Annotated in this window: 10 protein-coding genes and 6 tRNA genes; 7 read left to right on the forward strand and 9 right to left on the reverse strand. The window is 50.0% G+C overall.

Going from position 1 to position 15,540, the window contains the following annotated elements; translation table 11 throughout:
* Positions 1 to 43: 43 nt before the first annotated feature.
* The 6 genes from IFO68_RS12025 to IFO68_RS12050 all read right to left on the reverse strand — a co-directional run bounded on the left by IFO68_RS12025 (position 44) and on the right by IFO68_RS12050 (position 3,250).
* Positions 44 to 1,762 (reverse strand): ABC transporter ATP-binding protein, encoded by a 1,719-nt coding sequence (locus IFO68_RS12025; protein WP_192016086.1) that lies wholly within the window; start codon positions 1,760 to 1,762, stop codon positions 44 to 46.
* Between the two features lie 773 nt (positions 1,763 to 2,535).
* A tRNA-Pro gene (locus tag IFO68_RS12030) sits at positions 2,536 to 2,612 on the reverse strand.
* Positions 2,613 to 2,656: 44 nt separating this feature from the next.
* A tRNA-His gene (locus IFO68_RS12035) sits at positions 2,657 to 2,732 on the reverse strand.
* A gap of 115 nt (positions 2,733 to 2,847) precedes the next feature.
* Positions 2,848 to 2,924: transfer RNA gene (locus IFO68_RS12040), tRNA-Pro, on the reverse strand.
* 132 nt (positions 2,925 to 3,056) lie between these two features.
* Positions 3,057 to 3,132: transfer RNA gene (locus tag IFO68_RS12045), tRNA-His, on the reverse strand.
* 41 nt (positions 3,133 to 3,173) lie between these two features.
* Positions 3,174 to 3,250 (reverse strand) — tRNA-Arg (locus tag IFO68_RS12050).
* 295 nt (positions 3,251 to 3,545) lie between these two features.
* Between IFO68_RS12050 and IFO68_RS12055 the strand changes: the two genes are divergently transcribed.
* Positions 3,546 to 3,956, forward strand: a complete 411-nt coding sequence (locus IFO68_RS12055) for a c-type cytochrome (RefSeq protein ID WP_161442241.1) — start codon at positions 3,546 to 3,548, stop codon at positions 3,954 to 3,956.
* A 79-nt stretch (positions 3,957 to 4,035) separates the two neighbouring features.
* On the opposite strand, the gene rep is transcribed toward IFO68_RS12055, so the two are convergent.
* Positions 4,036 to 6,054 (reverse strand): DNA helicase Rep, encoded by a 2,019-nt coding sequence (gene rep / locus IFO68_RS12060; protein WP_192016087.1) that lies wholly within the window; start codon positions 6,052 to 6,054, stop codon positions 4,036 to 4,038.
* 177 nt (positions 6,055 to 6,231) lie between these two features.
* Between rep and IFO68_RS12065 the strand changes: the two genes are divergently transcribed.
* The 4 genes from IFO68_RS12065 to ubiK all read left to right on the forward strand — a co-directional run bounded on the left by IFO68_RS12065 (position 6,232) and on the right by ubiK (position 11,488).
* Positions 6,232 to 6,798 (forward strand): TetR/AcrR family transcriptional regulator, encoded by a 567-nt coding sequence (locus IFO68_RS12065; protein WP_192016088.1) that lies wholly within the window; start codon positions 6,232 to 6,234, stop codon positions 6,796 to 6,798.
* Between the two features lie 34 nt (positions 6,799 to 6,832).
* Positions 6,833 to 7,948, forward strand: coding sequence for an efflux RND transporter periplasmic adaptor subunit (locus IFO68_RS12070; RefSeq protein ID WP_192016089.1), 1,116 nt, complete (start codon positions 6,833 to 6,835; stop codon positions 7,946 to 7,948).
* Positions 7,949 to 7,960: 12 nt separating this feature from the next.
* Complete coding sequence (locus IFO68_RS12075; RefSeq protein ID WP_192016090.1) at positions 7,961 to 11,077, forward strand: multidrug efflux RND transporter permease subunit; 3,117 nt, start codon at positions 7,961 to 7,963, stop codon at positions 11,075 to 11,077.
* Between the two features lie 153 nt (positions 11,078 to 11,230).
* Positions 11,231 to 11,488, forward strand: coding sequence for a ubiquinone biosynthesis accessory factor UbiK (gene ubiK, locus IFO68_RS12080; RefSeq protein WP_192016091.1), 258 nt, complete (start codon positions 11,231 to 11,233; stop codon positions 11,486 to 11,488).
* A gap of 73 nt (positions 11,489 to 11,561) precedes the next feature.
* Here the strand turns inward: ubiK and ilvC are convergent, their stop codons facing one another.
* The gene (ilvC, locus tag IFO68_RS12085; RefSeq protein ID WP_192016092.1) at positions 11,562 to 13,046 is read right to left on the reverse strand and encodes a ketol-acid reductoisomerase; all 1,485 of its coding nucleotides are present in this window, start codon (positions 13,044 to 13,046) and stop codon (positions 11,562 to 11,564) included.
* A 131-nt stretch (positions 13,047 to 13,177) separates the two neighbouring features.
* Here ilvC and ilvY point away from each other — a divergent pair, with 131 nt between their 5' ends.
* Complete coding sequence (ilvY, locus tag IFO68_RS12090; RefSeq protein WP_192016093.1) at positions 13,178 to 14,050, forward strand: HTH-type transcriptional activator IlvY; 873 nt, start codon at positions 13,178 to 13,180, stop codon at positions 14,048 to 14,050.
* 10 nt (positions 14,051 to 14,060) lie between these two features.
* A complete protein-coding gene (locus IFO68_RS12095; RefSeq protein ID WP_192016094.1) occupies positions 14,061 to 15,269 on the forward strand; it encodes an NAD(P)-binding domain-containing protein in 1,209 nt (402 codons plus the stop codon).
* Between the two features lie 153 nt (positions 15,270 to 15,422).
* Here the strand turns inward: IFO68_RS12095 and IFO68_RS12100 are convergent.
* Positions 15,423 to 15,499 (reverse strand) — tRNA-Asp (locus IFO68_RS12100).
* Between the last annotated feature and the right edge of the window lie 41 nt (positions 15,500 to 15,540).

Below are 15,540 nucleotides of genomic sequence, written 5' to 3' on the forward strand. Positions count from 1 at the left end.
CATGCCGGAAATATGGGTTCCCGGCGGGCAAACAGGTTCTGTATCAGGCCAGTTTCAGGCCTTCCTGACTCATTCCTTTGAATTCAGGCATCAAAGAAATCAATTGCTTGCTGTATTCGTGCTGCGGAGCCGTGAACAACTGCTCAGTCGGCGCCACTTCCAGCAAGGTGCCTTTCTGCATCACGCCGATGCGATCACACATCTGGCGGATAACCGGTAAATCGTGGCTGATAAACAGCATAGTCAGGTTCAATTCATCCTGCAGATCTTTCAGCAGATTAAGGATTTGTGCCTGAACCGACACATCCAGTGCCGAGGTCGGCTCATCACAAATCAGCAGACGGGGACGTGTTGCCAGAGCACGGGCGATAGAAATACGCTGACGCTGACCACCCGAAAATTCATGGGGATACTTCACGCCTGCGGCACGGCCCAGACCCACATGGTCGAGCAAGTCAGCGACGATCTGCCGCACCTGATTTTCACTGCCGGCCAGTTTATGAAAGCGAATTGGCTCAGCAATGATGTCGAAAATCTTCATCCGCGGGTTCATTGAGGAATACGGGTTCTGAAACACCATCTGCATCTGGCGACGCATAGGGCGGCGTTCGTTCTCGCTCTTGAGCGCCGTCAGATCTATACCTTCAAACACCACTTTGCCAGAATTGGGCGGATATAAACCGGCAATCACACGGGCAATGGTTGATTTGCCTGAACCTGATTCGCCAACCAGGCCAAAGGTTTCGCCTTCAAACACCTCAAAGCTGACATCGTTCGAGGCCTGCACATACTCACGGCGGCTTTCAAAGAAAGAATCTTTGGTCACAAAGCGCAGATTAACATTCTCGACCTGCAATAAAGCGCCCGTGTACTGACGTTCGTCCTGACTCTGGCCCAGCCAGTGATTTTTCACATCCAGCTGCGTGCTTTCACCGGCTTCTTCGATATAGCTCACCAAAGGGAAGCGAGCCAGTTTGATATCCGAACGCGGAACCGCAGAAATGAGGCTCTTAGTATAAGGGTGATTAGGATGACCCAGCACCTGTTCCGTCGGACCGATTTCAACCAGATCACCACGGTACATCACAGCAACACGATCGGTGACATTGGAGACCACTCCCATATCGTGCGTTACCAGCATGCAGCCAACGTTTTTCTTCACGCATAATTCCCGAATCAGACTCAGAATCTGATCCTGGATCGACACATCCAGCGCTGTGGTCGGTTCATCGGCAATGATTAAATCAGGCTCACCAGCCAGGGCGATTGCAATCACCACACGCTGACGCATACCACCGGAAAATTGATGCGGATACTGCTTAATACGGATTTCCGGCTGAGGGATCCCAACTTGCTCCATCAGCTTAATAGCACGGCGAACCGCTTCTTCTTTGCCGAGATTCAAATTGGTAATAATGGTTTCCGTCAATTGACGCTCGACGGTATACAGAGGGTTCAGCGAAGTCATCGGATCCTGGAAAATAAAACCGATTTTTGCGCCACGCACTTTTCGCATCGCTTCTGGTTTTAAACCCGAGATTTTCTGACCGTCCAGGTAGACATCGCCGCTGGCAATATTGCCAGGAGGACTCAACAGATCGATTACGGCATTACCTACCGTCGATTTACCCGCCCCGGATTCCCCGACAACACCGACAATCTCACCGCGCTCTATGGTGAACGACAGCGATTTCACCGCAGCGTGGATACCGTGACGAGACGGGTACTCAATACGAAGGTTTTTAACTTCCAATAATGCCATGCTCAGACCTCAACAACCTGGCAGCGACTCTGCCTGTCTGCAAATGAATCCATTCCAATAAACCGATAAAAATATCGGCCACATAAAGTGCCATCAATCTGGCAAAGATTTCACTAAAAATCAACATTTCATACTATAAAACTGTGCTACTGCACAAAACCAGCATAAATAATCACTATAAACCAAGGTTAAAATTCACATAACCCATATAAACCATCTTAGATAAATCGCGGTAAAAACAGCAAAAATTAGCTAAAAATGCTCATTTTAAGCATTTATATTCACAGCATTCATCCATGACCCTATGAATAAACCACCGCAAAAACAGGAACATTTTATTAACATAAAAAGATATTAGACCACTATAGATAATAGTATCAGTACATGAATCCACCCTAGCTATTCAACGCAGCATGAAAAGCCAGACAAGCAGACTGCTCCAGAGCGGGAAGTCATGAATAAACAGCGGAGAAACTCACAGCTTGTCGGCAACGTAACAGCTAACCCGGCTGAAAATGACAGTACAAAACACAAATATGCCCCCGATCCTGAGGTCAGTACGCCTCTGAATAGTAGCAGCGAAACCAAGGGGCATAAAAAAACCCGCTCAATGAGCGGGTCTTCAAATGTGGTCGGCGAAGAGGGAATGAACGCGGCGGGCCTCCGTGCGGCGGGCTTCCGCACCCGACCCGAAGCCCTCCTCTGCTCCAGACTGAACCGGGCAGTAAAATACAGACATAAAAAAACCCGCTCAATGAGCGGGTCTTCAAAGGTGGTCGGTGAAGAGGGATTCGAACCCCCGACCCTCTGGTCCCAAACCAGATGCGCTACCAAACTGCGCTATTCACCGATTTTTTGCTTGTCATTCAACCATGCAGGTTGAAACACGATATATGGGGTGGCTAACGAGGCTTGAACTCGCGACAACCGGAATCACAATCCGGGACTCTACCAACTGAGCTATAGCCACCATTGTAACTTGGTCGGCGAAGAGGGATTGAACGCGGCGGATTTACACACCCGAGCAATACACTTCTTTTTTCCGAACCTGTAGGTTTGCTCACCGGGCAAACTTACCATAGAAGTGGTCGGTGAAGAGGGATTCGAACCCCCGACCCTCTGGTCCCAAACCAGATGCGCTACCAAACTGCGCTATTCACCGATAATTCTTTCTGTCTTTGAGTTTTGCGCCAGAGGGTTCCTCTGGTCCGCTATTCTCAAAAGCCGGAGATACACGACTTGCGCTATCTGCCGCTAAGTACCGAGCTTGTTACAAGCTCCATACCCAATTGTATGGGGTGGCTAACGAGACTTGAACTCGCGACAACCGGAATCACAATCCGGGACTCTACCAACTGAGCTATAGCCACCATAATTTACACGCCAACAGTGCCATCCTGACTTTCCGGAGTGGCGCGCCCGACAGGATTTGAACCTGTGACCTTTGGCTCCGGAGGCCAACGCTCTATCCAGCTGAGCTACGGGCGCCTTGCCCTATCGGCGGTGGTGAATATTACGGATCAGCATGCTTCTCGTCTAGTCTTTTTTGCAAAAAATTTTGTATTCGCTTTATTTATAACCATCTCTGGGTTGATTAGCGTCATACAAACAAAGCCGCTCTGTTTAATACCACTTCGTTAAGGGATATAATCATTGCGTTTTTTATCCAAAAACCACTGGTTAATAACTCACAGCTTTGTCCAATAATGTAATATTTACAATAATTTATACAAGAAAGCTGTGATATTCGAGCAAATAATCTGGGAGTGTTAAGGTGAGCTCAATGGAATTTTCTCTTCGACAACTAATGGTCGCTGCAGTCGCAACCGTCGCCATCAGCGGCTCAGCCGTAGCGGCAGATATGTCTGGCGAAGCGATCGCAGAACGCATCAAGCCTGTTGGCTCTGTATATAAGGAAGGCGATGCACCAGCCGCTACAGCCGCCGCTTCCGGCCCTCGCTCAGGCGATCAGGTATACGGCACTTTCTGTGTGGCTTGCCACAGCAGCGGTGTACTGGGCGCACCTAAGTCAGGTGATGCCGGTGACTGGGGACCGCGTATTGCTCAAGGTATGGATACGATGACCAATCATGCCATTAATGGTTTCAATGCCATGCCGGCGAAAGGCACCTGTATGGACTGCAGCGATGAAGAAATCGTGGCTGCGATCAACCATATGATCGAGGGGCTGTAATCCAGTCTCTCCCTTCCGATACCTGAAAAAAAGGTTAGCTATAATGGCTAACCTTTTTTATTTTCAGCGTTTCGCTGAGTTATTTCTTCTTGAACATGGAGCGGAGATTGGCAATGTGTGCCTGACCCCGTTCCATTCGTTCTTCTGCCGTCACCGGTTTGCGCTCTGTTTCCCAATCCAGATCGTCCTGGGGCAATTCATAGAGAAAGCGGCTGGGCTCGGGTTTAAGCAACTCGCCATACTGCCGGCGTTCCTTGCATAAGGTAAAGGTCAGTGTTTTCTGCGCCCGGGTAATACCGACATACGCCAAACGTCGCTCTTCCTCCACATTGTCTTCATCAATGCTGGTCTGATGCGGCAAAATGCCCTCTTCGGCACCTATCAGGTAGACATGCGGAAATTCCAGCCCTTTGGAGGCATGCAGTGTCATGAGCTGAACCTGATCGGCATCCTCATCCTCTTCACCCCGCTCCATCATGTCACGCAATGTCATGCGCTGAACCACTTCTTTCAGGGTGCGGACTTCGTTATCGTAATTATCGCCTTCCAGATCTGCGGTGATCCAGCTGTATAAATCGGATACATTTTTCATCCGCATTTCTGCCGCTTTCGGGCTGGCGGAGGTTTCAAACAGCCAGTCCTCATAATGAATATCACGGATCATCTGCCGCACGGCCGCCACGGCATCGCCGCGCTCAGCGTTATCGGCCAGCTCAACTATCCAGCGCGTAAACTGGCGCAGGCTGTCCAGTCCTCGCCCTGAAAGATGCTGCTCCAGGCCAAGCTCAAAGCTGGCTTCAAACAAACTCTTGCCTCGCATATTGGCGTAGGTGCCCAGTTTCTCCAGGGTGACAGGGCCGATTTCCCGCCGCGGCGTATTGACGATACGCAAAAAAGCATTGTCATCATCCTGGTTGGTGAGCAAGCGCAGGTACGCCATGATGTCTTTGATCTCGGTACGGGAGAAGAAAGACGTGCCGCCAGAAATTTTGTAGGGGATCCGGTTTTGCATCAGGGCTTTTTCAAACAAACGTGACTGGTGGTTGCCGCGGTACAGAATCGCGTAATCTTTGTAGTCAGTATTGTTGAGAAAACGATGGGCAATCAGCTCTCCGACCACTTTTTCAGCTTCATGCTCTTCATTTTTAGCCGTCAGGACCTTGAGCATCTCGCCATCAGGAATTTCTGAAAACAGCGCTTTTTCAAACAAGTGCGGGTTATTGGCGATCAGAATGTTGGCGCTGCGCAATATCCGGCTGGTCGAACGATAGTTCTGCTCCAGCTTGATCACTTTAAGCGTCGGGAAGTCTTTATTAAGCAGCGCCAGATTTTCCGGCTGCGCACCACGCCAGGAATAGATAGACTGGTCGTCATCCCCGACCACAGTGAATTTTGACCTTTCGCCCACCAGCAACTTCACAAAGGCATACTGGCTGGTGTTGGTATCCTGATACTCATCCACCAGGAGGTAGCGGATCTTATTCTGCCAGCGCTGCCGCACCTCATCATTATCACGCAGCAAGAGTACAGGCATCAGAATCAAGTCATCAAAGTCCAGCGCGTTATAGGCTTTCATCTGACGCTGATATAACTCGTAGCAATGGGCAAACAGCTGGTCACGCTCACTTTGTGCATGCACTTTCGCCTGAGCGGGCGACATCATGGCGTTCTTCCAGTTTGAAATGGATGACAGCAGCATTTTAAGTAAGTCTTTGTCACCGTCGAGCTGATCTTCCGTCAACTCTTTGAGCAGTGCCATCTGATCCTGATCGTCAAACAACGAGAAACTCGCTTTCAGTCCCAGTACCTTGTACTCACGACGAATGATATTCAGGCCCAAGGTATGGAAAGTCGACACCATCAGCCCTTTGGCTTCCTGGCGGCCCAGGGTCTGCCCGACCCGCTCTTTCATTTCCCGCGCCGCTTTATTGGTAAATGTCAGCGCCGCAATATGACGGGCTTTGTAGTCACATTGTTGTACTAAGTAGGCGATTTTATTGGTGATGACCCGTGTTTTTCCTGAACCTGCACCAGCCAGAACCAGACACGGTCCAGCAACAAAACGTACCGCCTCATTTTGTCTCGGATTGAGTTTCATTCATTTGCCCTATGAGTCATGTTTTATTCAGCTGCCGCATTGTAACCTGTTCTCGTCTCGTGTCTATTTCAGACAATCCCCCGCGTTTTTCTCAGAAAAATAAAGGTAACAGATGAGTTGCATACTAATAAAGTATCCACAATAATGAATGAACGTTCATTCACTTTGTGATCAACAATGACTGACAAAAAAGAACGTATCTTGCAGGCAACCGAAGAATTGCTGGCAAAACATGGTTTTCACGGTCTGTCGATGAACATGGTGGCCAAAGAAGCCAGGGTCGCGACAGGGACCATCTATCGCTATTTCAGTGATAAAGATGATCTCCTGTTTCAGCTGCATGACCATATACTGACTATTGTCGCCAGGAAAATCACTCAGAACGTTTCCGATGTCATGCCCTTAGAACAGCAGTTCCGTACTATGTGGTTAAACATCTGGAATATGGCTACGAATAATGAAGCGCCGCTTATTAACCGTGGTCAGTTCGAAAACATGCCGCACCGAGGTAAGCAGTACAAGATAGCGTTAGAGCAAACGCTCTTTGCCCCTGTCCACAGGATGTTTGACACGGGTAAAGCTCAGGGGCTGTTTAAGCCTTTGGACAACGAGATATTAAGCGCACTCAGCCTTGAGCCCAGCGCCTGTCTGGCCCGCAAGCACCTGAGTGGTACTTTTACGGTAAGTGATGAAGCGCGGGATGCTGCCATTAAAGCTTGCTGGGATGCTGTAATTACACATTGAATTAGCATTAACTTAAGACTCCGGAGCAAAGATAATGAAAAAATGGGTAGCATGGATAGTCATGCTCATCATCGTTGCCGTGCTGTTTGGCACGCTTTTTACGTCCAAGTACTTTGAAATAAAAGGAAAGATGGCTTACTTCGCCAATATGCCTGAGCCGGATTATCCGGTGACTGTCGTAGAGGCAAAACCGACCAATTGGGTACCTGCGATTGAAGCGATTGGTTTCATTGAGCCTAATCAGGGTGTGACTGTCACCACAGAAGTCGCTGGCGTGATCAAGTCGCTGGAGTTCGATTCAGGCATGTCCGTGAAAAAAGGACAACGTCTGGTAGCGCTGGACTCAGATGTTGAAGTAGCCAACCTCAAGAGTTCCCAGGCTCGCCTGCCAGCCGCCAAAGCCAAGTTCATCCGCTATCAGGATCTGTACAAGAAAGGCTCTATCTCTAAGGAAGCTTTTGATGGCGCGCAAGCTGATTACTTCTCTTTGTCAGCCGATATTGAGAGCCTGAAAGCCACCATCGATCGTCGTATTATTAAAGCCCCGTTTGCCGGTGATGTCGGTCTGCGTAATGTGTTCCTGGGTGAATATATTCAGCCCGGCACTGACATAGTGCGTCTGGAAGATACGTCCCTGATGAAGCTGCGCTTCACCATTCCGCAAACCGATCTGTCTGACATCCACATCGGTCAGGAAGTTGATATCGCCGTCGATGCGTACCCGGATGCCAAATTCCAGGGCAAGATCAGCGCGATTGAGCCTGCGGTTAATTATCAGAGCGGCTTGATCCAGGTTCAGGCGGACATTCCGAACAATGCCGGCCGTCTGCGCAGCGGGATGTTTGCCCGCGCTAACATCATTCTGCCGACCCTGGAAAATCAGGTTGTGCTGCCGCAGTTTGCCATCACCTATACCCTGTATGGCGATAATGTGTATGTGCTGTACGAAGATGATGAAGGCGTCACCCGCGTCCGTCAGTCTGTGGTGAAAACCGGTGAACGTAAGCGCGATGTTATCCACGTTCTTGATGGCGTTAAACCGGGAGACCGTATTGTGACTACCGGCCAGGTGCGCCTGAGTAATGACGTCAAAGTCCGCATCGTAGAAAACGATGCCCTGAAAACCCCGGCTGAAACACCGATGCTGTGATTCGGAGGTTAAATGCGCTTTACTGACATATTCATAAAAAGGCCGGTGCTGGCAGTGGCAATCAGCATTCTGATTGCCCTGCTTGGTTTTCAGGCTATTTTCAAAATGCAGGTCCGGGAATATCCCGAGATGACCAATACCGTAGTCACTGTGACGACCAGTTATTACGGTGCCAGTGCCGATCTGATCCAGGGCTTTATTACTCAGCCGCTGGAGCAGGCCATCGCGCAGGCAGACAACATAGATTACATGACGTCGTCATCGGTACTGGGTTCATCGACAATTACCGTCAACATGAAACTCAATACCGATCCCAACGCGGCCCTGTCTGATGTACTGGCGAAGACCAACTCGGTGCGCTCTCAGCTTCCCCGTGAAGCGGAAGACCCGACTGTAACCATGTCGACCGGTTCTACCACGGCGGTGATGTACATCGGCTTTACCAGTGACGAGCTCAATTCCAGCCAGATCACCGATTACCTGGAGCGGGTATTCAACCCGCAGCTGTTTACAGTGAACGGCGTATCCAAAATCGACCTTTATGGCGGAATGAAATTTGCGCTGCGGGTATGGCTGGATCCGGCCAAGATGGCCGCATACAATCTGACAGCCAGCGACATCATGACTGTGCTGAACGCCAACAACTACCAGTCGGCAACGGGCCAGGCAACAGGTGAATTCGTGCTGTATAACGGCACGGCAGATACCCAGGTCAAAACCACAGATGAGCTGAAAAAGCTGATTGTCTCGACGCAGAAAGGTCAGGTGATCCGCTTAGGTGATATCGCCAAAGTCACCCGTGCGAAAAGCCACGACATTTACCGTGCAACAGCAAACGGACAGGAAGCCGTGGTCGCCGCCATCAATGCAGCGCCAAGTGCAAACCCTATCAATATTGCTGCCGATGTGCTGGATCTGCTGCCTGAAATTCAGCGCAACATGCCAAGCAATATCAAGATGAACGTCCTGTACGACTCTACGGTTGCGATTAACGAGTCCATTCAGGAGGTTATCAAAACCATAGGTGAAGCAGCACTGATTGTACTTGTGGTGATCACCCTGTTCCTGGGGTCGTTCCGCGCCGTGCTGATCCCTATCATCACCATTCCGCTGTCACTGATTGGGGTGGCCATGGTAATGCAGGCCTTCGGCTTCTCCTGGAATCTGATGACACTGCTCGCCATGGTGCTGGCTATCGGTCTGGTGGTCGATGATGCCATCGTGGTACTGGAAAACGTCGACCGTCACATCAAACTGGGCGAGTCACCGTTCCGGGCAGCGATTATCGGTACCCGGGAAATCGCGGTGCCTGTTATCGCCATGACCCTGACGCTGGGCGCGGTATACGCACCTATCGCACTGATGGGGGGGATTACAGGCTCGCTGTTTAAAGAGTTCGCCCTGACGCTGGCCGGGTCGGTCTTTATCTCAGGGATAATCGCGCTGACACTGTCGCCGATGATGTGTTCTAAGATCCTGAAAGCACACGATAAGCCAAACCGCTTTGAAGATACCGTGCACAGTGTTCTGGATCGCATGACCAACCGCTATGAAAAAATGCTGACCACAGTGATGAAATCACGCCCTGTGGTGATTGTGTTTGCAGTCATTGTCTTTGCTATGCTGCCGGTTCTGTTCAAGTTCATCCCCAGTGAACTGGCACCGGCAGAAGATAAAGGCGTACTGATGATGATGGGTACCGGTCCGTCTACCGCTAACCTGGACTACATCGAAAACTCCATGAGTGAAGTGAACGAAATGCTGAGTAATCAGCCGGAAGTGGCTTTTGCTCAGGTGTTCTCAGGTGTACCGCAATCCAATCAGGCATTCGGTATCGCTTCTATGGTGCCCTGGAGTCAGCGCGAAGCCAGTCAGGCGGAAGTGGTTGGCCGTGTTACTACACTGGTTAACGATGTGCCTGGTATGGCGGTAACGGCGTTCCAGATGCCTGAGCTGCCAGGTGCGGGCTCAGGTCTGCCCATTCAGTTTGTCATTACCACGCCGAACAACTTTGAAAGCCTGTTCCAGGTGGCCGGTTCTATTCTGGATGATGTGGCGAAGAATCCGATGTTTGTGTATTCGGACTTGGATCTCAACTTCGACTCCGCCACCATGAAAATCAGCATAGACAAAGACAAAGCCGGGGCTTATGGCGTGACTATGCAGGATATCGGTATCACCCTGAGCACTATGATGGCCGACGGTTATGTCAACCGCATCGACCTTAATGGCCGCTCTTACGAGGTGATTCCGCAGGTAGAACGTAAGTACCGCCTGAATCCTGAATCGCTGAACGCCTTCTATGTTCGTGCGGCGGATGGTAATTCAGTGCCGCTAGGCAGCCTGATCACCATTGATGTGGTGGCTGAACCCCGCGCGCTGCCGCACTTCAACCAACTAAACTCGGCAACCATAGGTGTGGTGCCTATGCCGGGTACTGCCATGGGTGATGCCATCGAATGGTTCCGTACCGAAGCCGTCAGCCAGCTACCCTCTGGTTATCAGTACGACTTTATGGGTGAAGCTCGCCAGTACGTAACCGAAGGTAATGCACTGTTTGCGACTTTCGGCCTGGCACTGGCGGTGATTTTCCTGGTGCTGGCTATCCAGTTCGAATCGCTGCGCGATCCTATGGTTATCATGGTGTCGGTACCTCTGGCTATTTGTGGCGCTCTGGTATCGCTGGCCTGGGGAGCGGCTTCGATGAACATCTACTCGCAAGTGGGTTTAATCACCCTGATTGGTCTGATCACCAAGCACGGGATTCTGATCTGTGAAGTCGCAAAAGAAGAGCAGCTCAATCACCAGAAAGACAAAATGTCTGCAGTAATGGAAGCGGCCAAGGTGCGTCTGCGACCGATTCTGATGACCACGGCGGCTATGATTGCCGGTCTGGTTCCTCTGCTGTACGCCACCGGGGCCGGTGCTGCCCAGCGCTTCAGTATTGGTATCGTTATCGTATCCGGCCTGGCGATAGGCACCCTCTTTACCCTGTTTGTACTGCCGGTGATCTACACCTACCTGGCCAGTACCCACAAGCCACTACCGGTTTTTGTGGAGGACAAAGAGCTGGAAAAGTTAAAACGGGCTGACGAAGCGAAACAAGCGCTGAAAGCCCGGGAAAGTTAAAGACCACTTTCCATTCGATTCAGGCCGCGCAAGCGGCCTTTTTTTCAGCCCACCCAGCCCAATCTGGCCAAGGATTCCTGCCTGTGGCAGAAAAATTTGGTGTACACTAACGGCTAAAAGTATCCCATTAACCTCATGGAGTTAAACCCGCGTATGTTTGATCCAAAGAAACTTGAGCAGGTTGCCAGGCAAATTCAGGAAGCCATGCCTCAACCGGTCAAAGCACTTGGTCAGGATGTGGAACAGAAAGTGCGCCAAACCATTCAGGCACAACTGAGTAAACTGGATGTGGTGAATCGCGAAGAGTTTGATGTGCAGACCCAGGTCCTGCTGCGCACACGGCAAAAGCTGAACGAGCTGGAACAAAAGGTTGCCCAGCTGGAAGCTATGCTGGCAGATAAGTCCGAATAGTATATCTCAGAACAGACATGAAAAAGCCCGGCACATTTTGCCGGGCTTTTTACTAACCAGGAAGGATGTTTACTTAGTCGCCTACAGCGATACGCTTCATATCTGTCATATAACCACGCAGTTCGTAACCAATCTGCTCTACAGGGTGATTACGCAGCGCTTCGTTCACATCAATCAGCTGCTGGTTATCAACATGGTTGCCTGTAGCAACCAGACCTTTACCAATAACATCTGTATTCACTTTTGGCATGAACTTTTCGCGCAGCAATGGCGTAGCCACGTTCGCGAACAGGTAGTTACCATATTCTGCAGTATCAGAGATAACCACGTTCATCTCATACAGACGCTTACGGGCGACAGTGTTGGCAATCAGAGGCAGCTCATGCAAAGACTCATAGTAAGCCGACTCTTCGATAATGCCTGAGGCTGTCATGGCTTCAAACGCCAGCTCAACACCGGCACGTACCATGGCCACCATCAGAATACCGTTATCAAAGTATTCCTGCTCAGCGATTTTTGCATCGGTTTGCGGGTAGTTTTCAAACGCCGTTTCCGCCGTTTCGGCACGCCAGCCCAGCAGTTCCGCATCATCGTTCGCCCAGTCGGCCATCATAGTCCGTGAGAATTCACCTGTAATGATGTCATCCATGTGCTTGTTATACAGCGGACGCATCAGATCTTTCAGCTCTTCAGACAGCTCAAATGCTTTGATCTTAGCCGGGTTTGTCAGACGATCCATCATATGCGTGATGCCACCAAACTTCAGCGCTTCGGTAATGGTTTCCCAGCCGAATTGCAGCAGTTTACCGGCATAGCCAGGCTCGAGGCCTTCAGCAGTCATCTTCTCGTAACACACGATTGAGCCCGCCTGCAGCATGCCACACAGAATCGTCTGCTCACCCATCAGGTCAGATTTCACTTCAGCAACGAATGATGACTCCAGCACACCGGCACGGTGGCCACCCGTTGCTGCCGCCCAGGCTTTCGCAATTTCCAGGCCTTCACCTTGCGGGTCATTTTCCGGGTGGACGGCGATCAGCGTTGGTACACCAAAGCCACGCTTGTATTCTTCACGTACTTCAGTACCCGGACACTTAGGAGCGACCATCACAACCGTGATATCCGGACGAATCTGCATCCCTTCTTCAACAATGTTGAAGCCGTGCGAGTAACCCAGAGCAGCACCTTGCTTCATTAACGGCATGACAGTTGTCACAACATCGGTGTGCTGTTTATCAGGTGTCAGGTTGACAACCAGATCGGCCTGAGGGATCAATTGTTCATAGCTACCCACTTCAAAACCATTGTCTTTCGCATTTCGGAAAGAAGCACGCTGCTCATCAATCGCAGCCTGGCGCAGTGCATAGGCAACATTCAGACCTGAGTCACGCATGTTCAGACCCTGATTCAGGCCCTGTGCACCACAACCTACGATAACCACCTTCTTACCTTTCAGGTAATCCGCTTCCTGAGCAAACTCGCTGCGATCCATAAAACGGCAACGGCCCAGTTGATCTAATTGCTGACGTAAATTTAAGGTATTGAAATAGTTAGCCATAACAAGTTACTCCGTGAATTCTAATCCTTGGTCGGCACTTCACTGCCGAATAACCTGATAGTAGATCAGGCTTGATGTTGTCTAAAGTGATATATTCACAACATCATATTGCAAATGGTGCAACATAAACCATGAACATAAAATCACTCCAACTCTTTCTTCATCTGTGTAACAGCAAGAATTTTAGTCAGACAGCACAGAAGATGCACATCAGCCCGTCCGCGCTCAGCCGGCTTATTCAGCGGCTGGAACAGGAACTGTCTCAGCCGCTTTTCATTCGCGACAACCGCAGTGTGGAACTGACCACGTCAGGCCGTAAACTGCTACCGGTTGCCAGCCGCATTGTTGCCGAATGGCAACAACTGCAGCAAGAGCTGACTGAACAGGATCAAATGCTCAAAGGTAAACTCACCCTGTTCTGCTCGGTCACTGCCAGCTACAGCCACCTCCCCAATGTCCTGAATCAATTCAGGCAACATTACCCCCAGGTGGAAATTCAGCTGGTTACCGGCGATCCGGCTCAAGCCGTGAATAAAGTCCTGCACGATGAAGCCGACTTTGCGATTACTGCCCTGCCAGCCAACTTACCCAATAAACTCACTTTCATTTATTTGGGTAATGTCTCAATGTCGTTAATCAGTCCATTAATCACTTCACCCGGTCTTCAGGCGCTGCTTTCACCGGACATTCAGTGGGACAAACTTCCCTTCATTCTGCCTGAGTATGGAACTGCAAGAGAAAATGCTGACAAGTGGATGAAATCACAAAAAATAAAACCCAACATTTATGCTCAAGTTGCTGGGCATGAAGCTATTGTTAGTATGGTAGCATTGGGATGTGGTATCGGAATTGCGCCAGATATCGTTATAGAAAACAGTCCGATTCGCGATCAGATTCAAAAGCTGCCAGCAGCAGCAGTCGAACCATTAACATTGGGATTGTGTTGCAAACAAAGTCGACAGCAAGAGCCTCTTTTTCAGGCGTTGCTGACGTTATTCAAATAGCAGGCCGGTTATGACGTCAACGCATACTTTAACGCACAGCTACTACTCCGCTTTCTATGCAGAAAAAGGTTATCGATTTTTAGAACAGATTGCGCAAACTCATTCGATGCCGAGAAATCTTGTTGTTTTCTCTGTCATGCATTGCTATGAAGGCTCTCTGCCGTATCTCAACGTACTGTGTAAACTTGCTGACCACGTCATTTTCATCCCTAAGCAAGCGACTTTTTGCAACAATGGCACACTGCTGAATACCATCCAGTCCATTCCAAACTGTGATGTCGTCGAGCCCGGCTTTGACAAAATCGCGTTAAGAGATCCTGTACGTTGCTTGGATCTTATTCAGCAATACACTCAGGAGGGACAGGCTTTTCTGATCCTTGATCACGGTGGCTATTTTTCTCAAGGCGTTGAAGCCATCTTTGAGGCATATGATGAGCAATGCGTGGGGATTGCTGAATTAACCGCAAATGGCATCGCCAAGTATCGCAACCGACATTTAATCAAACCCTTAGTATCGGTGGCTCATCTGAGCATCAAGACCCCAGCCGACTACGAAGCTTCTGAGTGTATCGTCCATTACACTGATCAAATCCTGCGCGAGGCATTTGGCCTGAAATTGAACAACCTCGGTTTTCTCACTATCGGGGTGATAGGTAGTGGTAATCTGGGCCGAGGTATCTGTAAGACACTACAAGGTAAAGGTATCCATGATATCTATGTCAGTGACCAGGATCCCAGACAACTCACCGCTTTACCCAGAAATGGCATTCAGGTCTGCTCAACCGAAACCATGCTAGAACACTGTAATCTCATTTTCTGCTGCACCGGAAATGGCGCGCTTCACTCTGCGCACATCCAGTCCAGACGCGAGAACTTGTTCATAGCCACTGTCACCTCTGCCGACGACGAGCTCAATTTACCCGAGTTAGTGCAGCAAGGGACGTTGCAGTATGTGGGAGGGAATAAACTGGTCACAGAATATCAAAATCGGCATGGCGCCAGTATTTACCTCATTGCCGGTGGGGAGTCTGCGAACACTCCCTTCAAAACAGGTATGGGTGATCCCACTTTGTACCTGTTTGAGGCCGCACATTTACTGGCAGGTCTGCATCTTGGCAGTCAATCACATAGCTATGCGGCAGGTATTCAGGCTTTATCCGCACAAGATGAAATTTTTATTGCTGAGCAATGGTTGCGTTATTTCTACAGCTACACATAACAAACACTGTTTCATGACAGCGATGCAGAAAAATCCCAGTCTGTTGTCGGGAACGCCTCGCCTGGATCTCTTCATATCTGACGAACAATCAGAGGCATGCAAACGCCAGACAGCAAAAAACCCAGCCATTGCTGACTGGGTTTCTCTGATAAGTGGCGGAGCGGACGGGACTCGAACCCGCGACCCCCGGCGTGACAGGCCGGTATTCTAACCAACTGAACTACCGCTCCGAAACTGGTTATTTTCAATGTGCTCGTCGTTATTCTGCATT

Origin of the sequence: Photobacterium arenosum (assembly GCF_014841115.1) — a bacterium.
Classification (GTDB): Bacteria; Pseudomonadota; Gammaproteobacteria; order Enterobacterales; family Vibrionaceae; genus Photobacterium; species Photobacterium arenosum.

What these genes read in the sequence shown, in the direction of transcription:
- ubiK (WP_192016091.1), top strand. Translation starts at nt 11,231, where the DNA reads ATGTTTGATCCAAAGAAACTTGAGCAGGTTGCCAGGCAAATTCAGGAA.
- rep (WP_192016087.1), bottom strand. Translation starts at nt 6,054, where the DNA reads ATGAAACTCAATCCGAGACAAAATGAGGCGGTACGTTTTGTTGCTGGA.
- ilvC (WP_192016092.1), bottom strand. Translation starts at nt 13,046, where the DNA reads ATGGCTAACTATTTCAATACCTTAAATTTACGTCAGCAATTAGATCAA.
- IFO68_RS12025 (WP_192016086.1), bottom strand. Translation starts at nt 1,762, where the DNA reads ATGGCATTATTGGAAGTTAAAAACCTTCGTATTGAGTACCCGTCTCGT.
- IFO68_RS12070 (WP_192016089.1), top strand. Translation starts at nt 6,833, where the DNA reads ATGAAAAAATGGGTAGCATGGATAGTCATGCTCATCATCGTTGCCGTG.
- IFO68_RS12055 (WP_161442241.1), top strand. Translation starts at nt 3,546, where the DNA reads ATGGAATTTTCTCTTCGACAACTAATGGTCGCTGCAGTCGCAACCGTC.
- IFO68_RS12095 (WP_192016094.1), top strand. Translation starts at nt 14,061, where the DNA reads ATGACGTCAACGCATACTTTAACGCACAGCTACTACTCCGCTTTCTAT.
- IFO68_RS12065 (WP_192016088.1), top strand. Translation starts at nt 6,232, where the DNA reads ATGACTGACAAAAAAGAACGTATCTTGCAGGCAACCGAAGAATTGCTG.
- ilvY (WP_192016093.1), top strand. Translation starts at nt 13,178, where the DNA reads ATGAACATAAAATCACTCCAACTCTTTCTTCATCTGTGTAACAGCAAG.
- IFO68_RS12075 (WP_192016090.1), top strand. Translation starts at nt 7,961, where the DNA reads ATGCGCTTTACTGACATATTCATAAAAAGGCCGGTGCTGGCAGTGGCA.